Source organism: Streptomyces kryoterrae (assembly GCF_054072135.1).
Genome location: NZ_CM133358.1, coordinates 3,143,698 through 3,165,050, shown reverse-complemented (window position 1 = coordinate 3,165,050; position 21,353 = coordinate 3,143,698). Strand labels below are relative to the sequence as shown.

Sequence of the window (21,353 nt, the reverse complement as noted above, 5' to 3'; positions counted from 1 at the left end):
TACGCAACACCCGGTGTCCCAGCCGGGTGGTGACCCGAGGAGCCAACCTTGGCTGCTGAGCTGCACGTCGAGCTGGTCGCTGCCGACCGTAAGATCTGGTCCGGCGAGGCCACTCTGGTCGTCGCGCGCACCACGTCCGGCGACATCGGCGTTATGCCCGGTCACCAGCCGCTGCTCGGTGTGCTGGAGTCGGGCCCGGTGACCATCCGTACGAGTGATGGTGGAACGGTCGTCGCCGCGGCGCACGGCGGTTTCATCTCGTTCGCGGACAACAAGCTGTCGCTGCTGGCGGAGATCGCCGAGCTGGCGGACGAGATCGACGTCCAGCGCGTGGAGCGGGAGCTCGAGCGCGCGAAGGCGGAGGGCGACGCCTCCGCCGAGCGGCGTGCGGACGTCCGACTGCGGGCCGTGGCGGCGCGCTGAACCACTGGGGGTACCTCCCAGGCCCTTTAGACACTGGGGGAGCTCCAGTGTGATGCTTTGCCTCAGCCGCGGCTGGGACCGGTTTGCGCCGGCCCCAGCCGCGGCTGAGGTAAATCCGGGTGTTTTTTCTTTTCCGTTACCTAGGAGACGAGGAGGTCGGTGTCGATGTTCCTCGCTCTGACTGTGGGCGGCTTGGTAGTGGCGGTCGTGGTGGTCGGCCTGTTCGTCTTCGGGCTGCGCCGCCGGCTCATCCAACGCTCCGGCGGTACGTTCGACTGCAGCCTGCGCTGGGACGTACCCGAGAAACCCGACCCCAGCGGCAAGGGCTGGGGCTACGGTGTCGCCCGCTACAACGGTGACCGCATCGAGTGGTACCGCGTCTTCTCGTACTCCCCCCGGCCGCGCCGCGTCCTGGAACGCTCGTCGATCGAGGTGGCCGGCCGCCGTGCCCCCGACGGCGAGGAGGAGCTGGCCCTGCTCTCGGACGCGGTCGTGCTCGCCTGTCTCCATCGGGGGACGAGACTGGAGCTGGCCATGAGCGACGACGCGCTGACCGGTTTCCTCGCCTGGCTGGAGGCCGCGCCTCCCGGGCAACAGGTGAACGTGGCCTGACCCTGACATACGGGGGCGGCGGGGTGGGTGCGTACGCACCCACCCCGCCGCCTTTGCCGTGAGCTACGCGAGCCCGCCGCTGATCGCGCTCACCAGCTCCCCGTTGCTCGTGTCGCCGCTGAACTCCCAGAAGAAGGCGCCGCCCAGGGACTGGTTCTTGGCCCAGGTCATCTTCCCGGCGATCGTCGCGGGAGTGTCGTACGACCACCAGTTGTTGCCGCAGTACGCGTACGCGGTGCCGGCGATCGTGCCGGTGGCCGGGCAGGACGTCTTGAGGATCTTGTAGTCCTCGATGCCCGCCTCGTACGTGCCCGGGGCCGCGCCGGTCGCCGTGCCGCCGGGGGCGGACTGGGTGACGCCGGTCCAGCCGCGGCCGTAGAAACCGATGCCCAGCAGGAGCTTCGCCGCCGGGACGCCCTTCGCCTTCAGCTTGGCGATGGCGTCGGCTGAGTTGAAGCCGGCGGCCGGGATACCGGCGTACGAGGTGAGCGGCGAGTGCGGGGCGGTCGGACCGTCCGCGTCGAAGGCGCCGAAGTAGTCGTACGTCATCACGTTGTACCAGTCGGCGTAGGCGGAGGCGCCGCCGTAGTCGGCCGCGTCGAGCTTGCCGCCTGAGGAGCCGTCGGCGGTGATGGCCGCGGTGACCAGGTAGTTCGCCCCGAACGTCGTACGCAGCGCCGACAGCAGGTTCTTGAAGGCCGGCGCCCCTGATGTGTCACAGGTCAGGCCGCAGGCGTTCGGGTACTCCCAGTCGATGTCGATGCCGTCGAAGACGTCCGCCCAGCGCGGGTCCTCCACGACCGCCTTGCAGGAGGCGGCGAAGGCGGCCGGGTTGGCGGCGGCCTGCGCGAAGCCGCCGGAGTAGGTCCAGCCGCCGAAGGAGTACAGCACCTTGATGTTCGGGTACTTGGCCTTCAGTTCCCGGAGCTGGTTGAAGTTGCCGCGCAGTGGCTGGTCCCAGGTGTCGGCCACCCCGGACACCGACTGGTCGGCGGTGTAGGCCTTGTCGTAGGCGGCGTAGGTGTCGTCGACGGTGCACTTGCCGTCCTTGACGTTGCCGAACGCGTAGTTGATGTGGGTGATCTTGGATGCCGAGCCCGAGGTCACCAGGTTCTTGACGTGGTAGTTGCGGCCGTAGACGCCCCACTCGGTGAAGTAGCCGAGCCTGACCTTGTTCCCGGTGGGCGGGGTGGTGGTGCCGCCGGTGGTGTGCACGGCGACGGCGCCGCTCACCGGACCGGTCTGGTCGGCGGTGTCCCGGGCCTGGACGGTGTACGAGTAGTCCGTACCCGCGCTCAGACCCGTGTCCGTGTACGAGGTGGCCGTCACCGTCGCGACCTTGGTGCCGCCGCGCAGGACGTCGTAGTTCTTGATGCCCTTGTCGTCGGTGGCCGCGCCCCAACTCAGCTTCACCGAGGTGTCGGTGATGCCGGAGGCGGTCGGAGTGCCGGGCGCCGAGGGGGCGTTGTCGCCGGGGACCGATCCGCCGTCACAACTGCCGCTGTTCAGCTTGCAGTTGGCGGGGGCGCCGGAGCCGGCGCCGTTGAAGCCGAAGGAGACGGCGGCGCCGGGGGCGAGGGTGCCGTTCCACGACTTGTTCTTGGCGGTCCAGTGGGTGCCGCTGGACGTGACGTCCGCGTCCCAGGCCGAGGTGACGGACGTACCCGAGGGGAAGTCCCACTCGACCGTCCATGAACTGATCGACGTGGTACCGGTGTTGGTGACCGTCCACTTGCCCTCGAAACCGGTGCCCCAGTCCTGGGTCTTGGCGTAGGTCGCGGTGGCCGAGGTGGCCGCCTGTGCCGGGCTCGCCAGGCCCACCAGGGCGGCGAGGGGGAGCAGCAGGGTTGTCAGGCCTGCCGTACATCTTTGTCCGAAGCGCATGCCGCGCCTCCTTGGAGGTGTCAGGGGGCGCGACTGAGCCTTCGCACCCACAGTGCCGCGAGAATAGGAAGGTCTGGACCACGGGTCAATAGGTCTGGACCACTTCGCGGAAAGCCTCCACTGATTCGCTAAACCCCCAACTCCTGCGCCGGCAGCGCCGCTTGCACCCGACTGCGCGGCTCCAGCTTGCCCGGCAACCGGCTGACGTGCGTATTCACCGCGGCCTCGGCCATGTGGAGACGGCTGAGGGTGCCCAGGGCGGCCGGGTCGGCGTTCGGCTCCTGTCGGCATGCACGGGGTGGTCGCGCCGACGTACGCGATCTGGCCGAAGTACTCGAACGCCGCGACGGACCTGGAGTCAGCGCTCCCCGCCCGGGACCCAGAGCACGTCCCCGACCGCCTTGTTGGCCGTACGCGCCAGGATGAACAGCAGGTCCGACAGCCGGTTGAGGTAGGTCGCGGTGAGCGGGTTCATCACCTCCGCGTGGACCTCCAGGGCCGCCCATGTCGAGCGCTCGGCCCGGCGCACCACCGTGCACGCCTGGTGCAGCAGGGCCGCGCCGGGGGTGCCGCCGGGGAGGATGAACGAGCGCAGTTTCTCCAGGTCTTCGAGGAACCGGTCGCAGTCCGCCTCCAGCTTGTCGACGTAGGACTGCTTGACCCGCAACGGAGGAAACTCCGGGTTCTCGGCCACCGGCGTCGCCAGGTCCGCGCCCACGTCGAAGAGGTCGTTCTGCACCCTGGTCAGCACCTTGACGACCGCCACCTCCAGCCCGCCCAGCGCGACGGCGGTCCCGATCACCGCGTTCGCCTCGTTGGCGTCGGCGTACGCGGAGATCCGCAGATCGGTCTTGGCGACCCTGCTCATGTCGCCGAGGGCGGTGGTGCCCTGGTCGCCGGTCCTGGTGTAGATGCGCGTCAGATTGACCATGCCGCCAATCTAGACGTTGCCCCCAGTCGTGCGGACATTCGCGTTTCGCACCCGTGGTTGAAGGTCGCGCCGTCCCACATCCTCCAGCAGACGTGCGTCTGCCGAAACTCGGGTGCGTCGGCTTCCGCTGGTCCCGCCCGCTCGGCGGCACGGTCAAGTCGGCCACGGTGTCCCGCGATGGCGTGCCGGGCAAAGATGAGGGCGATCACGCGCGCCGTCCGCGACCGCCGCCAGGATTTCCACGCTCGGACGGCCTGCCGCATCGTCGAGGCCGATGCCCTCGTGGTTCTCGAAGACCTCGACGTCGCGGACATGACCGCCACCGCGAGCCGAGGTGCGCACCGTGAACCCTGCCCACACATCGGTGACGTGCCCCGCCCGCGGACACGCGCATCCGGACAACCGCGAGAGCCGAGCGCGGTTCGTATGCGGAGTCCGTGGCCACCTGGAACACGCCGACACGTTGGCCGCGAAGAACACATCGGCCCGCGGGCATGCGGGTCACCGGGCGTGGAGACCTCCGCGCCGGCCGGTCTGCGAAGCGCCAACCAGTGGGAAACCGCAAGGAATCGGCACTCCGGCCGCTGCGGTCGGAATCCCTTCGGCTTCGGCCGTTGAGAGGATCGTCAGGTCCGTCAGATGAGACGTGACCAACGTGATCGGTGTCTCACGCCGTGAGACGTGAAACGCGTTACTAAGCGGTCACACAACCGCTCACGACCGCTAAGGTCCGGCGGAGAGGCCTTGTCGGGGCCCCTATCAAGGGATACGTAAACAGCGCGTCAGGGGAGTCGCACAGTGGCACGGAAGCTTGCCGTCATCGGAGCCGGCCTGATGGGTTCCGGCATCGCCCAGGTATCCGCCCAGGCCGGCTGGGACGTCGTACTGCGCGATGTCACCGACGAAGCGCTCACCCGTGGCACCGACGGCATCAAATCCTCGTACGACCGGTTCGTGGGCAAGGGCAAGCTGGCCGCGGCCGACGCCGAGGCAGCCCTCGGACGCATCACCGCGACGACCGACCTGGACGCGGTCGCCGACGCGGACATCGTCGTCGAGGCGGTCTTCGAGAAGCTGGAGGTCAAGCACGAGATCTTCCGCGCGCTCGACAAGATCGCGCGCGACGACGCCGTGCTCGCCTCCAACACCTCCGCCATCCCGATCACCAAGATCGCCGCCGTCACCGACCGCCCGGACCGGGTCGTCGGTACGCACTTCTTCTCACCGGTGCCGATGATGCAGCTCTGCGAGCTGGTCCGCGGCTACAAGACGAGCGACGAAACCCTCGCCACCGCGCGGGAGTTCGCCGAGTCCGTCGGCAAGACCTGCGTCGTCGTCAACCGGGACGTCGCCGGTTTCGTGACGACCCGGCTGATCTCGGCGCTGGTCGTCGAGGCGGCCAAGCTGTACGAGTCCGGTGTCGCCACCGCGGAGGACATCGACCTCGCCTGCAAGCTCGGCTTCGGGCACGCCATGGGCCCGCTGGCCACCGCCGACCTCACCGGGGTCGACATCCTGCTGCACGCGACGAGCAACATCTACACCGAGTCCCAGGACGAGAAGTTCGCTCCTCCGGAGCTGATGCGCCGGATGGTTGACGCCGGTGACATCGGCCGCAAGAGCGGGCAGGGCTTCTACAAGCACTGAGCGGTATCGCACGTAGTCAACAGGCACGGAAACCGCACGAACCCCTGGGGTGTCACCCTGTGGGGTGAATTGAGTATCGGTTCGCTCACAGACGGCAACCTGACCGCCCCTCAGGCAGTCAGACGTTGCATCACCTACCGACGCGGAGCACGACACGCACTCACGGGAGCGCATATGTACATCAGGGGCGACCACGCCGAGCTGGTCGTCGGGGGCCGCCTCGACGTCCGCAGCGCGGCGGACGCCCGTACGGTCCTGCATACGGCCGTCGACACGGGCGTCGGCGATCTGGTGCTGGACCTGTCCGAGCTGGACTCCTGGGACGCCACCGGACTCGGGGTGATCATGGGAGCCCACCGGCGGTGCGGGCGGTGCGGCAGACGGCTCGTGCTGCGCGACGTACCACCGCAGATGCAGCGCCTGTTGGTGGCCACCCGGCTGCACCGGATCCTGGCGATCGAGGGTGGTATCGGGGTGGAGTCGCTGCCCAGAGTGTGAACCAGTGGGTGTGAACCGGTGGGTGTGAACCGGTGAAGGTGAAAACGCGCTTCACGCACAATCCTCACGAGACTGTGACGTCTCGGACGGCGCGGTACCCCGGCCTGTCATAGATACTGTGCGAAGGTTTAGGGTTCGGTCGCCCGCTGCCTGACATCCCGCGAGCGGGCCCGGACCAGAAGCGACAGCGCAGTGTGCAGCAAGGCCGGGAGGGGCCTGGGTCCCGTCGACCCGCACACGACGCTTTTGGGGGGCTTGAACCTTATGGACCCGAACAACCAGGGCTCCGAGGAGTACGGCCACGACGCCGACGGCAGCACGCCGCGTCAGCGCCCGCCTCGCGATGCCCTCTCAACCGACTTCGGCCAGCACACGCCGGCGCTCGCCCGCACCGTGCAGCTCGTCTCGGGCGACTACCTGCTCACGGTCAACCCCGTCGACGGCAGCGAGATAGAGGTCTGCCCGCCCGGTGAACGGCCCGGCAGGCCCGCCAAGCTCACGGCGGCCGAGCGCGCCGAGATCTCCCGCGCCGCCCGGCCACCCGTACCGCCCGGGCCCGCGCAGCCCGAACTCCCACTCCTGGAGCGCGACGGCGAGCGTGAACGGCTGGTGCGACTGCTGGCCCGCGGCCGTTCCGTACGCCTCACCGGCCCGGCCGGCTCCGGCCGCACCACACTCCTCGACGCCGTCGCCGCGGACTGCGCGGACCTCGCCCCCGACGGCGTGGTCCGTCTCACCGGCTTCCACCGCACCCAGACCGATCTGCTCTACGACCTCTTCTACGCCGTCTACAGCGCACCTCTGTACCGGCCGGAACCGGACGAACTGCGCGCCCTCGTCCGCGAGGCCGGCGCGGTCGTCGTCCTCGACGACGTGGAGTTCGGCGGCGCCGCGCTCGACGAACTCATCGACGCGACCCCCGAGTGCGCCTTCCTGATCAGCGCCACCCCCGACGTGCCCGCGCCCTCCGCAGACGCGCTGATCGAGGAACTGTTCCTCGACGGACTCGACCGGTCCGGGGGCCTGGAACTCCTGGAGCGCGCCGTCGGCCGTGTCCTCACGGAGGAGGAGGCCAACTGGGCGGGCGATCTCTGGTTCGAGTCCGAGGGCCTGCCCCTGCGGTTCGTCCAGGCCGGCGCCCTGCTCAGGCAGCGCGACGGACTGCGTGCGGGCGCCGACGCCTTCGACGAGTTCGGCGTCTTCGACGACACCCCCATCGACGTGCCCGTCGCCACCGGCGACGAACCCGACGTACCGCTGCCCTCGCTCGCCGAGGGTGCCGCGCCCGCGCCGTTGCTCGCGTCCCGGCTCAGCGCGTCCGCGCGGGAGACCCTGCGGTTCGCCGTCGCGCTCGGCGGTGAGGTGCCCCACCAGGCGCATCTGCCCGCGCTGGTCGGCGACACCCACGCGGACGCCGCCCTCGGTGAGCTGCTCGGCTGTGCGCTGGTCTCCCCGGTCGGCTCCCACTACCGGCTCGCGGCCGGGGTGGGGACCCAGCTGGAGGCCGCCGGATACGGCGAAGGCGCCCAGGACCGGGCGTTCACCGCCGCCCGGCACTTCGCCTGGTGGGCCGGGCACCCGTCCGTGACCCCCGAGCGGGTCTGCGCCGAGGCCGACGCCCTGCTCGCCACCCTTGACGTCCTGGTCCCCGAGACCACGCCGCCGGGGGAGGACGAGGAGAGCACGGCCGTGCAGCTGGCCCGCACGGCGGCGCCCGCCTTCGCGGCCGGTCTGTACTGGAGCGCCTGGGAACACGCCCTGCACGCCGGCTCCGAGGCCGCCCGGCTCGCCGGGGATGTTTCGGAACAGGCCTATTTCCACCACGAGTTGGGCATCCTCGCGCTGTGCGGCGAACAGCTCGACCGGGCCCGTAGTGAGCTGGAGGGCGCCATCGGGCTGCGCGGTGCCGTCGCCGACAAGCGCGGCACGGTCGCGGGCCGCCGCGCCCTCACCCTGGTCGCCGACCGGTCCGGCGACACCCCGGGCCTCGGCTCCGGCCCGGGTTCCACGGCGGGCGAGGAGATGCCGGACGCGCGGTACGAGGAGTCGGCGTCGCCGCCCGGTGGCGTCCCGGCCGTCTTCGGGGCGGCGGGCTACCCGCCGCTCAAGGCGTCGCCCACGGGTTCCGGATCGGGTTCCGGTTCCGGCTATGCGGCCGGTGACTTCCCGGCGACGGTGATCACGTCCCGGTCCGGGGGCGGGGCGCACAAGGTCTCGGGCATCCAGCGGCTCGTGGGCGGTGCCCGGCGCAACCTCGTGGCGGCCGGCGCGGGCGCCCTGCTCGTGGCGGTGCTCGGCACGGTGGTGACGCTGGGCGCGACCTCGAACCACAACGACGCGCCGTCCGACCAGGTCGGCATCAACCCGTCCGCCAGTCCGGGCAGCGACGACGACAGCCTGGGCGCCGACAAGGCCGACAACGGCGACAGCGACAGCAACGGCGACACCGGTACGGCCACCAGCCGCCCGACCGACCCGGGCCCCGACGGGACCATGGGCACCTCGGACGACCCGACGCCGCCGCCGACGGACGGCCAGGAGCCGTCGGACGACCCGACGGGCACGAAGACACCGGGGGGCGGTGGGAGCACCGGGGGCGGGACCGCACCGTCCAAGCCGTCCACGTCCGCGTCTCCGACGCCCAGCTCCAAGCCGTCGACGTCGGCCTCCCCGTCGACGCCGCCGTCCGACACGGCCACGCCCACTCCTTCGGCGCCCGCGTCGCCCACGCCGTCCGAGGACGCGTCGCCCTCGGACCCCCCTGCCTCGGCCAGCGGCCCGGCCACCAGCCCGGTCCAGACCGAGCCGGCGAGCGGGCCGGCGAGTGATCCGGTCGACACCGACGCGCCGCCGATGATCTGACAGACAGCACGTGGAAGGGGGCGGGCCCGTAACAACGGGCCCGCCCCCTTCCACGTACAGCCGTGAACCGGTGTCAGAACAGCCGGAGTTTGTCGTCCTCGATGCCGCGCATCGCGTTGTAGTCCAGGACCGCGCAGCCGATGCCCCGGTCCGTGGCGAGGACGCGGGCCTGGGGCTTGATCTCCTGGGCGGCGAAGATGCCGCGGACCGGCGCGAGGTGCGGGTCGCGGTTCAACAGCTCCAGATAGCGCGTGAGTTGCTCCACGCCGTCGATCTCGCCGCGCCGCTTGATCTCGACCGCGACCGTCGCGCCGTCGCCGTCCCGGCACAGGATGTCGACCGGGCCGATGGCCGTCATGTACTCGCGGCGGATGAGGGTGTAGCCGTCGCCGAGGGTCTCGATGCGGTCCGCGAGGAGTTCCTGGAGGTGTGCTTCCACGCCGTCCTTGATCAGGCCGGGGTCCACACCGAGTTCGTGCGAGGAATCGTGGAGGATCTCCTCCATCGTGATGATGAGCTTCTCGCCCGCCTTGTTGATGACGGTCCAGATCCCCTCCTCTTCTCCGGCTCCCTCCTTCAACGTGCAGGGCGGAGACATCCAGTTGAGAGGCTTGTAGGCGCGGTCGTCCGCGTGGATCGAGACGCTGCCGTCAGCCTTGACCAGGATGAGGCGGGGGGCCGACGGGAGATGAGCGGTGAGCCGGCCCGCGTAGTCCACGGAACAGCGCGCAATGACGAGACGCATGGTCGGCAACGCTACTCGACGCGCGGTGGTCCACGCGATTCGCCCACCTCAGTAGCGCTGGCGGGGACTCCCTGGGCCGAAGGAACATGCCAGGGGCAACTGTTCGTTGATGGCTGATTGTGTGCCTACAGGGACGGTTCTGACCGGTCCTGTATCCGCGTTTTCCTGGTGCCGTCACGGTCCGTTGCCTACGGTAGTAACCGGGAGGTCGCGATGTGTGTACGGAGCGTGCTCGGTGTCGCGGGCTCCCTTTCCCTGTCCGGCAACCCCCGTGACCCGGGGGTGCGAGAGGAGAACTCATGTCGCTCGACGTCTCACCGGCCCTACTCGAACAGGCCGAGCGAGGCGAGGTCGACGAAGCTGAATTCGTCGACTGCGTCCGGACCTCCCTGCCCTACGCATGGGAGATGATCAGCTCCCTGGTGGCCCAGCTGAAGGTGGACGGCGGAGACTTCGCCGACAACCAGACGCCGCCGCCGGACGAGCAGGCACGGGGCCAGCTGCTGCGTGCGCTGGCGAGTGACGCGATACGCGGCGCACTGCAGCGGCACTTCGGTGTGCGGCTGGCCTTCCAGAACTGCCACCGGGTGGCGGTGTTCCCGCTGGACTCCTCGGTGGACGTCAAGCTGGCCCGCTTCACCTCGGTGCGCAGTCAGCTGCTGAACCAGTCCCCGGAATTCCGGGACTGCTGAGGCGCGGGGCAACGGCTTGCCGCCTCGTACGCGGGAGGTGTTTCTGTACGGGGCGGCAAGCTCCCCGCGGGAGCCCGGTGTTCAGCGCAGCTGGGTGACCACCTCGGTGCCCAGCCGCCGTACGTTCTCCTCCGTGGCCGCCAGATCTCCGGAACCCTCGACGAGCAGAGCGAAGCGCGAGATGCCCGTGCGCTCGGAGGTCGCCGCGAGCCGGTCGGCGCAGAGTCTGGCCGTGCCCACCGGGTGCAGCCCGCAGAGGAGTTCGGTGTACGCCACCGGGTCGCGCATCGAACGCTGCCGGCCGTCCACCGTGACATGCGCCTCCAGCCCCTGTCGCAGCCAGCCCGGCATCGCCTTCATCAGGGTCTCGACCGCGTCCGTGCGTGTGTCCGCGATCTGGCAGACGCCGGCCGACACATGGGCGGCGCCCCGGATCTCGTCCCCCGAGCGTCCGGCCGCGCGCGCCGACTGCCGCCACAGGGCGACCATCTCGGCCTTCTCCTCGTCCCCGACATGCATCCCGAGGAGCATCGGCAGCCCGCGCTCGGCGGCCAGCCGCACGCTCGACGGCGAGGTGCACGCGACGACGACCTCGGGCCCCGCGGTGTCCGTCAGCGACTCCGACGGGCTCGGTACGACGGCCACGTCGCGGAACCTGAACCGGTCGCCGTCGGCCGACACGGACGGCTCGCGCAGCCAGCGGACCAGCAGGTCGAGTGACTCCGGGAACGCCTTCTCGTACGCCTCGAGACCCGTCCCGAACACCTCCAGGTCGACCCACGGCCCACCGCGCCCCACGCCCAGCGTGAACCTCCCGCCGGACGTCAGATGCAGCAGCGCCGCCTGTTCGCCGAGCGCCACGGGGTGGGTGGTGGGCAGCACGCTCACCGCCGTACCGATCCGGATGCGCCGGGTGCGGCCCAGCAGCAGAGCCGCCAGGGTCGTCGCGGACGGGCAGGTGCCGTACGGCACGAAGTGGTGCTCCGCCAGCCAGACCGTGTCGAGGCCCGCCTCCTCGGCGACCTCGGCGGACCTGACCGCTCGGTGCAGCGCCTCCCCCTGGCCCTGGCCCGGGAACTGGGCCGCCAGCACAAAGCTTCCTACGCGCATTGCTCTTTCCTGCTTCCTAGGCCCCGACACGGAGCTCCCCCGCACGGCATAACCGTTCGACACGTGCCGAAGTCACGGCTTGGCGGAGAGATAGGCGGATTGTCTGCAGAATCGAGCAGCCGGGCGGAGGGGGCCGGAGTGCCGATGACGAGCCGACGGGAGATCGAGAGTTCGCGAGGACGTTCGAGAGGGGTGACGCGGACGCCGTTACCTACTTCTACCCCGGATCGCGCCGCGTAGGCTGGAGGGGACTCGTGCCCCCTGAACCGCCCCGTGAGGTGTCCTGTGTCCCCGCGCCGCAACCGACCCCAAGACCCCGGCGGCACGTTCGGCCGGAGCGCCGACGAGGACGATTCCGGCCGCTACGGCGGCTTCCAGTCCTCGGAGAGCTGGCAGGGCGAGAGCTGGAGCGTCCGGCATGTCGCGGGCGCCGGCGCCCAGGGCAAGACGTACCGCTGCCCCGGCTGTGACCAGCTGATCCCGTCCGGCGTTCCGCACGTCGTCGCGTGGGCCGAGCACACGGGCGTGGACGACCGGCGGCACTGGCACAAGGCGTGCTGGAACGCGAAGGACCGCCGCACCACGCGGGTGCAGCGGTCCCGTAACGCACCGAGGTTCTGACCGGGTCCGTGAACCTGCCCGGCGGCCGGGGGAGTTCACGCGTCCGGGTGAATCACACGTCCCGGCGGTCCAGCAGCACGAAGGCGCCGGCGATCGCCGCGGCGGTCAACCCGGCGAGCAGACCGAGCTGGGCACCGCCGTTGCCGTTCTCGTTGTCCAGCTGGAAGATCCTGGCGAGGGCGTTGGGCGCGTTGTACTCCATCATCTTCTCGCCGATCGTCCGCATGCTCTCGGACAGCATCAGGAACGCGGGCAGGATCGCCGGCACCAGCACGAGGCCCAGCATCGCGGTGATCGCGCCCGCCGAGTGACGCAGCATCGAGCCGACCGCGAGGGCGAGCACCCCGAGCAGCGAGACGTACAGCGCGCCCATCAGGACGGTGCCGCCCCACGGCTTGCCCGCACCGCCGTTGTGCATCGACTCGGTCGCCAGGCCGACGAGACCGATCGCGAACGCGGACACGACGAACGCGACCCCGAAGAAGATGATCAGCTTGGCGGCGAGCACCCGGTGGCGCTGCGGCGAGGCGGTGAACGTCGTACGGATCATGCCCGTGCCGTACTCCGACGAGATGACCAGCACGCCCAGCGTGATCAGGCAGATCTGCCCGAGGACCAGCCCGAAGAACGCCGGGATGGTGTACGGCACTTCACCGAAGTCCTCCTCGGTCGTCTGCACGGCGACCAGCAGGCCGATGCCGATGACGAGGAGCAGGAAGACCCCGAGCGTCCACAACGTGGAGCGCACCGACTTGATCTTCGTCCACTCGGAGGCCAGGGCATGACCGAGGTGCGTGCGCGTGACCGGGATCGGCGAGGTGTAGGGGGCGTACGAAGTGCCGGACGCCGCCTGCCAGTTGGGCGCGGCCTGTGGTGCCAGCTGCTGCGTCGGGGGCTGCTGGGGCGTGCTCATCGGGCGTCCTCGGGCTTGGTCAGGGCGGGGGCGGCCGGAGCGGCGGGCGCCTGCTGAGGGGCGGGGGCGGGCTGCGCGTACGGGTTCGCGAGACCCTCGACGGGAGCGACGGGAGCACCGGGGCCGCCAGGGGCGCCGTACGGCCCCGCGGGCTGTCCGTGCTGTCCGGGGTCCGTGAACGGCGGCCGGCCGCCCTGCTGGGGCGGCGGCGGGGCGTACCAGCCGGGCTGGTCCTGCCCCGGGACCGGCATCTGCACCGGCGGCTGCGCGCCCGGCGGCAGCGGCTGCTGGAGCCCGGCCCGCTGGTCGACGGTCGAGCGGTAGTCGACGGCGCCCTGCGTCATCCGCATGTACGCCTCCTCCAGCGACGCCTGGTGCGGCGACAGCTCCCACAGACGTACGTCGGCGGTGTGCGCGAGGTCGCTGATGCGGTGCAGCGGCAGGCCCATGACGCGCAGCGCGCCGTCCTGCTCGGGCAGCACCTGCCCGCCCGCCTCGGTCAGCGCCGCCGTCAGCTTCTCGCGCTGCTGCGGCTCGGTCTCCGGGGTGCGTACGCGCGCGAAGTCGGCCGAGTTGGTGGAGATGAAGTCCCGCACGCTCATGTCGGACAGCAGCTGTCCGCGCCCGATCACGATGAGGTGGTCGGCGGTCAGTGCCATCTCGCTCATCAGGTGGGACGAGACGAACACGGTCCGCCCCTCCGAGGCGAGCGCCTTCATCAGGTTGCGCACCCAGAGGATGCCCTCGGGGTCGAGGCCGTTGACCGGCTCGTCGAAGAGCAGCACCTGGGGGTCGCCGAGGAGCGCGGCGGCGATGCCGAGCCGCTGGCCCATACCGAGCGAGAACCCCTTGGAACGCTTCCGGGCCACGTCCTGGAGCCCGACGACCCCGAGCACCTCGTCCACCCGCCGCGCCGGGATGCCCGACAGCTGGGCCAGGCACAGCAGGTGGCTGCGGGCCGACCGGCCGCCGTGCACCGCCTTGGCGTCGAGCAGCGCACCGACCTGGCGGGGGGCGTTGGGCAGCTTGCGGTAGGGGAAGCCGCCGATCGTCACCTGGCCCGAGGTGGGCTGGTCCAGGCCGAGGATCATCCTCATCGTCGTCGACTTGCCGGACCCGTTGGGGCCTAGGAAGCCGGTGACGGACCCCGGCCGCACCTGGAAGGAAAGGTTGTACACGGCCGTCTTGTCGCCGTAGCGCTTCGTCAGGCCGACTGCCTCGATCATGCTCCGCACCCACCGAAAAATTCAGGACAGCAGGGCACACGCCCCCGTAAGGGTTAGGAGCTTATCCGGACGCTGACGGTTCCCCCCAGGAAGCAGCAAAAATGTCGGGTCCATGACCGCGAGGTAGAGATGAGCGGGGAACGTGAGGGGAGACATGAGGGGACGGGGCTCAGGCGTCCCGCTTCTTCAGCAGCACATACCCGCCGAGCAGGGCCACGACGACCCACGCCAGCATGATCGCGAGCCCGCCCCAGGGACCGTACGGAGTGTCGTCGTCGATCGGGGTGACCACCTGCATGATCTTGCTGCCGGCCTGGTCGGGCAGATAGCGGGCGACCTTCTTCGTCGCCGAGACGGCGCCCAGGATGTTGGAGATCAGGAAGAAGAACGGCATCAGCACACCCAGCGACAGCATCGGGCTGCGCAGCATCGCGGCCACGCCCATGGAGAACAGGGCGATCAGCGTCATGTAGAGCGCCCCGCCGATGACCGCGCGCAGCACGCCCGGATCGCCGATGGACGTCGAATGGCCGCCCAGCATCGCCTGCCCGAGGAAGAACGCGGCGAAGCTGGTGACGACGCCGACCGCGAAGGCGAGCCCGGCCGCCACCGCGAGCTTGCCGGCGAGGAACGTCCCGCGCTGCGGTACGGCGGCCAGCGAGGTGCGGATCATGCCGGTGCTGTACTCGTTCGACACGACGAGCACCCCGAACACGATCATCGCGAGCTGTCCGAGACTCATCCCCGCGAAACTCGTGTACGTCGGATCGAAGGACAGCCGGTCGTTCTCGCTGAGGTCGCTCCACTGGTTCTTGACGAGCAGCGAGATCAGCGCGCCTAGCGCGATCGTCACCACGGCCGCGAGACCGAGCGTCCACACCGTGGACGCCACCGACCGGATCTTGGTCCACTCCGAGCGGGTGACCTGAAGGGCCGTCATGACCGTCCTTCCTTCCAGCCGTCGCCCCAGGCACCCGCCGAGGAGCCGGGCGGGGGACCGGCCGGGAGGCCGGACGGGGCCGGTGTGCCGGAGTGCGCGTGGTACTCGACCGACTCGGCGGTCAGCTGCATGAACGCCTCCTCCAGGGATGCCTGCTGGGGGCTCAGCTCATGCAGTACGAGGTGGTGCTGCGCGGCGAGCTCACCGATCCGCTCGGCCTTCCCGCCGTCCACCTCCAGCGTCTCGCCGCCGGCCTGCACCGCGGTGATCCCGGCGGCGTACAGGACATCGAGCAGCCGTTCGCGCTGGGGGGAGCGGATACGGACGTACGAACGCGAGTTCTGCTCGATGAAGTTCGCCATGGAGGTGTCGGCGAGCAGCCGGCCCTGCCCGATGACGACCAGGTGGTCGGCGGTCAGCGCCATCTCGCTCATGAGGTGCGAGGAGACGAAGACCGTACGGCCCTCGGAGGCCAGCGATTTCATCAGGTTGCGGATCCAGTGGATGCCCTCGGGGTCGAGGCCGTTGACCGGCTCGTCGAACATCAGGATCCGCGGGTCACCGAGCAGCGCGCCCGCGATACCGAGGCGCTGCCCCATGCCGAGCGAGAACCCCTTCGCCTTCTTCCGGGCGACCGCCGTGAGCCCCACGGTGTCCAGCACCTCGTGCACCCGCGCGCGGGGGATGCCGTTGCTCTGCGCGAGACAGAGGAGGTGGTTGAAGGCGCTTCGGCCGCCGTGCATGGCCTTGGCGTCGAGGAGGGCGCCGATGTACTTGACGGGGTCCTTGAGCCGGTCGTAGTGCTGACCGTCGATCCGGACGTCACCGGCGGTGGGGCGGTCGAGGCCGAGCATCATCCGCATGGTGGTGGACTTGCCGGCGCCGTTGGGGCCCAGGAAGCCGGTCACGATGCCTGGTCTGACGGTGAAGGTCAGATGGTTGACCGCCACCTTCTCGCCGTACCGCTTGGTCAGCCCCTCTAGCTCGATCATGCGGCCACGCTAGTTGGAGGGGTAAGGGGGTGCCACTTGGCCTCGTGCGCCGGGTGCGGCCTGGTGTGAGGGCCGGTCGCGCCCACGCGGCGGAGCCGCAGTTGTCACAGCCCCGCGCCCCCAAGACGGATGCCCGCACCCCCGAAGAGAGGTGCGGGCATCTACAGCCGTCTACGCGACCGTCCGTTCCTGCTGCCTACCGGGACTGCTGGGCCGGGACCCCGCGGGTGATCGGCTCGTCGTCCGCGACCGGGGCGCCGGCGGCGGCGACCGCGGCTCCTGTCAGGGTGGCGAGCATCTCGCGGACGTTCGTCAGCTGGGCGTTGATCGAGTCGCGGCGGTTGGTGAGAGCCGCCAGCTCGCGCTCCGATTCCGAACGGATCCGGTCGGCCTTGGCGTTCGCGTCGGCCACGATGTCCTCGGCCTGGCGCTGGGCCGTCTCGACGGTCTGGCGGGCGCGGCGCTCGGCGTCCGTGCGCAGCTTCTCGGCCTCCAGGCGGAGCTGCTCCGCGCGGTGCTCGATCTCCGCGAGGCGCTTCTCGGCCTTGGCCTGACGGGACGCGAGGTCGCGCTCCGACTGCTCACGGCGCTTGGCGAGGTTCGTCTCGAAGTCCGCGGCGGCCTGAGCGGCCTTGGCGCGGGTCTCCTCGAAGAGGGCGTCCGCCTCCTCGCGCTTGGACTGCGCGTCCTTCGTCGCCTCCTGACGCAGCTGGGAAGCGTCGTTCTTGGCCTTCTCGACGATCCGGACGCCCTCGTCCTCCGCCTTGGACTTGCGGTCCGCAGCGAACGATTCTGCGTCGTTGCGCACCTGCTGGGCCGCCGACTCGGCGAGCTCACGGTGCTGCTCGGCCGCGCGACGGGCCTCCTCGCGCAGGTCCTTCGCTTCCTCCTCGGCGAGACGGAGGATCTTCTCGACACGCGCGCCGAGACCGGCGTACGACGGCTCTGCGTCGCTGACCTGGGCCTGGGCGTTCTGCGTTTCGAGGTGGAGCTCCTCGATGCGCTTTTCCAGAGCAGTGATACGAGCCAGAGCGCTGTCACGGTCGGAGACGAGCTTCGAGATGCGTTCGTCCACCTGAGCGCGGTCGTACCCACGCCGCACAAGCTCGAAGCCGTAGGGGGAAGTGTCGCTCATGGGGTTCCTGTCGAATGAGACCGGTGAGGTGATAGGTGGAATCCTAGGGGGCCAAGCGGCGTGTCATAGAGCAGAAGCCCGATTGATATGGAGAATCAGACCCCTTTTGAGTGGCTAACCGGCGGACTGCTTGCCCAAGAATTGGTCAAAGACCCCGGAAAGCCTCACAGAACGCACGCAAGGCACCCTCCCTGCTAGCCCTCTGACGACTTGCCACCCGAACGAGTCACGCCGACGGCAGCGCCCGCCTTGACGCCGCCGTCCTTGGTCGTCGACGGGGCCTCAAAAGACTCCAACGCTTCCAGGACGTCCTGGACACGGGAAATCTCCGCCTGAATGTCCTCGCGGCGCCGGACGAGGATCTCGAGCTCGCGCTTGCCCTCCTCGACCGTGGCCTTCGCCTCGCGGATCGCCTCGGCCCGCAGTTCCTCGGCCTCCCGGATCAGCGAGGCCTTCTTCTGCTCGGCCTCCTTCAGGAGCCCCTCGGCCTTCTTGACGGCGGCGATGCGAACCTTGCCCGCCTCGGAGCTGGCCTCCGAGACCAGGTCCCTGGCCTTCGTCTCCGCCTTGACGAGCTGCTCCTCGGCGGCCTTGATCAGCGCGTCGCAGCGGTCGCCGGTCGACCTCATGGTCTCGGCGGCCTCACGGCGGGCCCGCTCGTGCAGACTGTCGATCTCGGCCGTGATGCGGTCGCGCAGTTCCTCCGCGCGCTCCCTTATGGCGGTGGCGTCCCGGCGCGCGCCGACGAGCAGCTCGTCCGCGTCCGTACGGGCCTTCTCCACCGTCGAGTTGCCCCGCGCCGTCGCCTGGGACAGCAGGCGGTCGGCCTCGGCGCGGGCCGCGCCCACCATCGAGTCGGCCTGCGCCTCCGCCTCCGCGGTCGTCTTCTGCGCCGCCTGCTGCGACTCCGACAGGAGCTTGTCGGCCTCGGCGGCCGTCTCCGTGATGAGGGTGTCGACCTGCTCGGCCGCCTCGGAGCGCCGCTTGTTGGCCTCCTTGCGGGCCTCGTCCAGCGTGTTGTCGGCCTCGTCGCGCGCGGTCGACATGAGCCGGTCGGCCTCCGCCGCCGCCTCGGCCCTGACCCGCTGCGCCTCGGTACGGACCCGCTCCGCGTGCTGCTGCGCCGAACCGACCGTGTCGGCGGCCTCGGCCCGCAGCCGCTCCGCTTCCCCGGTCGCCTCCGACAGCAGCTGTTCGGCCGCGGCCACGGATTCGGCCCGGACCCGCTCCGCCTCGGCGTTGGTCTCCTCGGTGAGGCGCTCCGCCTCCGCCGTCACCTCGGTGATCAGCGTGTCGGCCTGCGTCGCCGCGTCCGAACGGATCCGGTTCGCGTCCTCGCGCGCCTCCGCACGGCTGCGCGCCGCGTCCTGCTCGGCGCCCGCGATGGTGTCGGACGCCTCGGTACGCACCCGCTGGGCGTGCGCGGCGGCTTCCTGACGCAGCCGCTCCGCCTCGGCGATCGCCTCGCCCACCGTGCGCTCGGCGAGCGCCTTGGCGTGCTCCGACGCCTCCGCCGCCTCGCGCCGCACCCGGCTCGCGTCCTCCGAGGCCCGCTCCCGCTCGGAGTAGGCGTCGGCCCGGACCCGGTCCGACTCCTCGGACGCCTCGCGGCGCATCCGGTCCGCGACGTGCTCGGCGGCGGAGCGCAGACCCTGGATCTCCTCCTGGGCCTGCTCGTGCAGCCCCGACACCGACTCCCGTACCTGCTGGGCGTGCTGTTCGGCCGCCGACACCATCTCGTTGGCCCGGCGGTCCGCCTCCTCGACCAGCCGTACGGCCTCGGCCTGGGCGTCCTCCACGCGCCTGCGCGCGGACGCCAGCAGCTCCTCGCTCTGCTCGCGGGCCCGCTCACGCTCCTGGTCGGCCTCCTGGCGGGCGGAACCGAGGGTCTCCTCGGCCTCGCGGCGACGCCGGGCGGCCTCCTCCTGGGCGGCGGCCAGCGTCTCCGACGCCTCCGTCGCCAGTCGCTCGGCAGCGGCCTGCGCCTCCGCCCGGACCCGGTCGGCGGTGTCCTGGGCCTCCGTCTTCAGCCGCTCGGCCTCGGCCGCCGCCTCGGACCGCAGGCGTACGGCGATGGCCTCGCCCTCCGCCCGGGACGCGGACGCGTCCGCCGCCGCCTCGTCGCGCAGCCGCTGGATCTCCGCGTCGGCCTGCGCCTGGAGGCTGCGGACGCGCTCGGCGGCCTCCGAACGAAGCCGCTCCGCCTCCTCGGACCCCTCGCGGCGGCTCCGGTCGGCCTCCGCGCGGGCGTCGGTGAGCGCCTGCTCGGCGGCGGTGAGCCGGTCCTCGGCCTCGGTGTGCAGCCGGGTGAGCTCGGCGGCGGCCTCGTCGCGGCGGACCTCTATGGCCCGCTCGGTCTCCTCGCGCAGCTCGCGCGCGGCCCGGTCGGCGTCCGCCGCGATGCCCTCGGCCTGCTCGACGGCCTCCGCGCGGTGCCGCTCGGCCTCCTTGCGGGTGCGCTCCAGGGTCTCCTCGGCCTGCCGGCGCAGCGTCGTCGCGCGCTCGATGGCCTCCGTACGGACCTTCTCGCTGTCCGACTGGGCGGTCTGGCGCGTCTCGTCCGCGTCCGCCTTCGCCTTGGCGAGGAGCTCCTCGGCGGTCCTGGCCGCCTCCTCGATCTGCTGGACGGCCTCACGGCGCGCCTCCGCGCGGATGCGCTCGCCCTCGGCGACCGCGTCGGCGCGCAGCTGTTCGGCCTCGCCGCGCAGCCGCCGGGCCTCCTCCTGGAGCTCGACGGTCTTGGCGCGGTACTCCTTGGTGTCGTCCTTCGCCGTGCCCTTGAGCTGTGTGGCGATGTCGTGCGCCTCGGCGCGCAGCCGGTCCGCCTCGGCCTCGGCCTCGGCACGGATGCGCTCGGCCTCCTCGGTGGCCGCCCTGGTGGTCGACTTCGCTTCCTCGGACGCCTTGTTCAGGACGTCCTCGGCGGTGCGGGCCGCCTTGGCCAGCTGGGAGGCGGTCTCCTCGGCGGTGAGACTGCGGGCCGTCTCCTCGGCCTCGGCGACGATCTTCTCGGCCTTGGCCCTGGCGTCGGCGACCACCTCTTCGGCGGACGCCTTGGTGGCCTCGGCCTCCTGGCTGGCCTCGGTGACCAGCCGGGCGACCTGCTCCTTCGCCGTACGGGTGCGCTGCTCGTTGGCCGACTCGGCGCTGGAGATCGCCTTGGTCGCAGTCTCCTTCGCCTCGGTGAGGACCTTCTCGGCCTCCGCGCGCGCCTCCCGCAGGGCCGCCTCGGCCTCCTGCATCCGCTGCTCGGCGGCGCGGCTCAGCTCGGTGGCCTGACGGCGGGCGCTGTCCGACTCGGTCACCGTGGAGGTGCGCAGCTGCTCGGCGTGGTCGGCGGCCTCACGGGCCTCGGAGGTCGCGCTGTTCAGGAGGCGCTCCGCCTCGGCACGCGCCCGGCGCAGCAGCTGGTCGGCCTCCGCACGGGCGGACTCGCCCTCGCTCTGCAGCCGCTGCCTGGCCTCGTTCGCGACCCGCTCGGCCTCGGCGCGGGCGGCGGCCAGCGCCTGCTCGGCCTCGGCGCGCGACTCGTCGACGAGCCGGCGCGCCTGGGACTCGCTGCGGGCCCGCAGCTGCTCGGCCCACGCCACGTTCTCGTTGACGTGCGACTCGACGGTCTGCCGCCGCTCGGCCAGCTCCTGATCGAGCTGCTGGCGCCGGGTGACCGCCTCCTGATGCAGCTCGGCCTGCAACCGGGCAGCCTGTTCGGCGTGCTCCTGCAGGATGCGCTGCGTCTGGGCGCGCGCCTGGGACATCTCGCGCTCGGCGTCCTGGCGCAGCTGGTCCGCCTGGATCTGGGCGTTCCGCAGCAACTGCTCGGCCTGATAGCCGATGTCACCGCCGTCATAGGCGGGCCGGGACATGAGGGTGCGGCGCGCCTCGTGAAGCTTGGCGCGCAGCACCTCGACCTGGTAGCCGAGGTCCTCGGCGTGCTGAATCGCCTTTTCCCGCTCGGTCTTCAGCCGCTCCATCTCGGCCTCGAACCGAGAGAGGTGGTCGACGTCAGCCGCCGGCTCTCGCTCCTGGCGTTCGTAGCCCCGCACTGCGCGGTCCCATCCGTCCCCTGGTCGCAACCTTCTCCGAACGAGCCACGTCCATCCGCCGGACGGGGCCCCCGGGGAA

The 21,353-nt window shown here is 70.9% G+C and carries 18 protein-coding genes; 8 read left to right on the top strand and 10 right to left on the bottom strand.

Annotated elements, in window-relative coordinates:
• Positions 1-48: 48 nt before the first annotated feature.
• Positions 49-423 carry a F0F1 ATP synthase subunit epsilon gene (locus ACW4TU_RS13225; RefSeq protein ID WP_164315328.1) on the top strand — a complete coding sequence of 125 codons (375 nt, stop codon included), beginning with the start codon at positions 49-51 and terminating at the stop codon, positions 421-423.
• A 165-nt stretch (positions 424-588) separates the two neighbouring features.
• Positions 589-1,035 (top strand): DUF2550 domain-containing protein, encoded by a 447-nt coding sequence (locus tag ACW4TU_RS13220; RefSeq protein WP_457427817.1) that lies wholly within the window; start codon positions 589-591, stop codon positions 1,033-1,035.
• Between the two features lie 63 nt (positions 1,036-1,098).
• On the opposite strand, the gene ACW4TU_RS13215 is transcribed toward ACW4TU_RS13220, so the two are convergent.
• Together ACW4TU_RS13215 and ACW4TU_RS13210 are read right to left on the bottom strand one after the other, a co-directional pair.
• Positions 1,099-2,919, bottom strand: a complete 1,821-nt coding sequence (locus tag ACW4TU_RS13215; protein WP_457427815.1) for a glycosyl hydrolase family 18 protein — start codon at positions 2,917-2,919, stop codon at positions 1,099-1,101.
• Positions 2,920-3,277: 358 nt separating this feature from the next.
• Positions 3,278-3,850, bottom strand: coding sequence for a cob(I)yrinic acid a,c-diamide adenosyltransferase (locus ACW4TU_RS13210; RefSeq protein WP_457427813.1), 573 nt, complete (start codon positions 3,848-3,850; stop codon positions 3,278-3,280).
• Between the two features lie 334 nt (positions 3,851-4,184).
• On the opposite strand from ACW4TU_RS13210, the gene ACW4TU_RS13205 reads away from it, so the two are divergent.
• The 4 genes from ACW4TU_RS13205 (at position 4,185) to ACW4TU_RS13190 (ending at position 8,857) form a co-directional block, all read left to right on the top strand.
• Positions 4,185-4,493 carry a zinc ribbon domain-containing protein gene (locus ACW4TU_RS13205; RefSeq protein WP_457427811.1) on the top strand — a complete coding sequence of 103 codons (309 nt, stop codon included), beginning with the start codon at positions 4,185-4,187 and terminating at the stop codon, positions 4,491-4,493.
• Between the two features lie 155 nt (positions 4,494-4,648).
• The gene (locus tag ACW4TU_RS13200; RefSeq protein ID WP_457427809.1) at positions 4,649-5,497 is read left to right on the top strand and encodes a 3-hydroxyacyl-CoA dehydrogenase family protein; all 849 of its coding nucleotides are present in this window, start codon (positions 4,649-4,651) and stop codon (positions 5,495-5,497) included.
• 174 nt (positions 5,498-5,671) lie between these two features.
• The gene (locus tag ACW4TU_RS13195) at positions 5,672-5,995 is read left to right on the top strand and encodes an STAS domain-containing protein (protein ID WP_006382151.1); all 324 of its coding nucleotides are present in this window, start codon (positions 5,672-5,674) and stop codon (positions 5,993-5,995) included.
• Between the two features lie 264 nt (positions 5,996-6,259).
• Positions 6,260-8,857 (top strand): ATP-binding protein, encoded by a 2,598-nt coding sequence (locus ACW4TU_RS13190; protein ID WP_457427807.1) that lies wholly within the window; start codon positions 6,260-6,262, stop codon positions 8,855-8,857.
• 73 nt (positions 8,858-8,930) lie between these two features.
• On the opposite strand, the gene nucS is transcribed toward ACW4TU_RS13190, so the two are convergent.
• Positions 8,931-9,602: an endonuclease NucS gene (gene nucS, locus ACW4TU_RS13185; RefSeq protein ID WP_457427805.1), complete on the bottom strand. Its 672-nt coding sequence runs from the start codon at positions 9,600-9,602 to the stop codon at positions 8,931-8,933.
• A gap of 299 nt (positions 9,603-9,901) precedes the next feature.
• Between nucS and ACW4TU_RS13180 the strand changes: the two genes are divergently transcribed.
• Positions 9,902-10,294, top strand: coding sequence for an SCO5389 family protein (locus tag ACW4TU_RS13180; RefSeq protein ID WP_006381684.1), 393 nt, complete (start codon positions 9,902-9,904; stop codon positions 10,292-10,294).
• Between the two features lie 81 nt (positions 10,295-10,375).
• On the opposite strand, the gene ACW4TU_RS13175 is transcribed toward ACW4TU_RS13180, so the two are convergent.
• Entirely contained in the window at positions 10,376-11,404 is a 1,029-nt protein-coding gene (locus ACW4TU_RS13175) for an LLM class flavin-dependent oxidoreductase (RefSeq protein WP_457427802.1), read from the bottom strand.
• Positions 11,405-11,689: 285 nt separating this feature from the next.
• Here ACW4TU_RS13175 and ACW4TU_RS13170 point away from each other — a divergent pair, with 285 nt between their 5' ends.
• Positions 11,690-12,025 carry an ATP/GTP-binding protein gene (locus ACW4TU_RS13170; protein WP_457427800.1) on the top strand — a complete coding sequence of 112 codons (336 nt, stop codon included), beginning with the start codon at positions 11,690-11,692 and terminating at the stop codon, positions 12,023-12,025.
• 52 nt (positions 12,026-12,077) lie between these two features.
• Here ACW4TU_RS13170 and ACW4TU_RS13165 read toward each other — a convergent pair whose 3' ends face one another.
• The 6 genes from ACW4TU_RS13165 to scy form a co-directional block, all read right to left on the bottom strand.
• Positions 12,078-12,938, bottom strand: coding sequence for an ABC transporter permease (locus tag ACW4TU_RS13165; RefSeq protein ID WP_457427798.1), 861 nt, complete (start codon positions 12,936-12,938; stop codon positions 12,078-12,080).
• Positions 12,935-14,164 (bottom strand): ABC transporter ATP-binding protein, encoded by a 1,230-nt coding sequence (locus tag ACW4TU_RS13160; RefSeq protein ID WP_457427796.1) that lies wholly within the window; start codon positions 14,162-14,164, stop codon positions 12,935-12,937. The genes ACW4TU_RS13165 and ACW4TU_RS13160 overlap by 4 nt, the downstream gene beginning before the upstream one ends.
• A gap of 169 nt (positions 14,165-14,333) precedes the next feature.
• The gene (locus ACW4TU_RS13155; protein WP_457427794.1) at positions 14,334-15,104 is read right to left on the bottom strand and encodes an ABC transporter permease; all 771 of its coding nucleotides are present in this window, start codon (positions 15,102-15,104) and stop codon (positions 14,334-14,336) included.
• Positions 15,101-16,096 (bottom strand): ABC transporter ATP-binding protein, encoded by a 996-nt coding sequence (locus tag ACW4TU_RS13150; protein WP_457427792.1) that lies wholly within the window; start codon positions 16,094-16,096, stop codon positions 15,101-15,103. Before ACW4TU_RS13150 ends, ACW4TU_RS13155 begins: the two co-directional genes overlap by 4 nt.
• A gap of 196 nt (positions 16,097-16,292) precedes the next feature.
• Positions 16,293-17,231, bottom strand: coding sequence for a coiled-coil domain-containing protein (locus ACW4TU_RS13145; protein ID WP_457427790.1), 939 nt, complete (start codon positions 17,229-17,231; stop codon positions 16,293-16,295).
• A 194-nt stretch (positions 17,232-17,425) separates the two neighbouring features.
• Complete coding sequence (scy, locus tag ACW4TU_RS13140; protein ID WP_457427788.1) at positions 17,426-21,274, bottom strand: polarized growth protein Scy; 3,849 nt, start codon at positions 21,272-21,274, stop codon at positions 17,426-17,428.
• Positions 21,275-21,353: the final 79 nt, after the last annotated feature.

Excerpts from the sequence above, each read along its gene's own strand:
- ACW4TU_RS13175 (WP_457427802.1), bottom strand. The coding sequence starts at position 11,404 with ATGCGCGTAGGAAGCTTTGTGCTGGCGGCCCAGTTCCCGGGCCAGGGC.
- ACW4TU_RS13155 (WP_457427794.1), bottom strand. The coding sequence starts at position 15,104 with ATGACGGCCCTTCAGGTCACCCGCTCGGAGTGGACCAAGATCCGGTCG.
- ACW4TU_RS13180 (WP_006381684.1), top strand. The coding sequence starts at position 9,902 with ATGTCGCTCGACGTCTCACCGGCCCTACTCGAACAGGCCGAGCGAGGC.
- ACW4TU_RS13195 (WP_006382151.1), top strand. The coding sequence starts at position 5,672 with ATGTACATCAGGGGCGACCACGCCGAGCTGGTCGTCGGGGGCCGCCTC.
- ACW4TU_RS13220 (WP_457427817.1), top strand. The coding sequence starts at position 589 with ATGTTCCTCGCTCTGACTGTGGGCGGCTTGGTAGTGGCGGTCGTGGTG.
- ACW4TU_RS13210 (WP_457427813.1), bottom strand. The coding sequence starts at position 3,850 with ATGGTCAATCTGACGCGCATCTACACCAGGACCGGCGACCAGGGCACC.
- ACW4TU_RS13190 (WP_457427807.1), top strand. The coding sequence starts at position 6,260 with ATGGACCCGAACAACCAGGGCTCCGAGGAGTACGGCCACGACGCCGAC.
- ACW4TU_RS13150 (WP_457427792.1), bottom strand. The coding sequence starts at position 16,096 with ATGATCGAGCTAGAGGGGCTGACCAAGCGGTACGGCGAGAAGGTGGCG.
- ACW4TU_RS13215 (WP_457427815.1), bottom strand. The coding sequence starts at position 2,919 with ATGCGCTTCGGACAAAGATGTACGGCAGGCCTGACAACCCTGCTGCTC.
- ACW4TU_RS13165 (WP_457427798.1), bottom strand. The coding sequence starts at position 12,938 with ATGAGCACGCCCCAGCAGCCCCCGACGCAGCAGCTGGCACCACAGGCC.
- nucS (WP_457427805.1), bottom strand. The coding sequence starts at position 9,602 with ATGCGTCTCGTCATTGCGCGCTGTTCCGTGGACTACGCGGGCCGGCTC.
- ACW4TU_RS13145 (WP_457427790.1), bottom strand. The coding sequence starts at position 17,231 with ATGAGCGACACTTCCCCCTACGGCTTCGAGCTTGTGCGGCGTGGGTAC.
- ACW4TU_RS13160 (WP_457427796.1), bottom strand. The coding sequence starts at position 14,164 with ATGATCGAGGCAGTCGGCCTGACGAAGCGCTACGGCGACAAGACGGCC.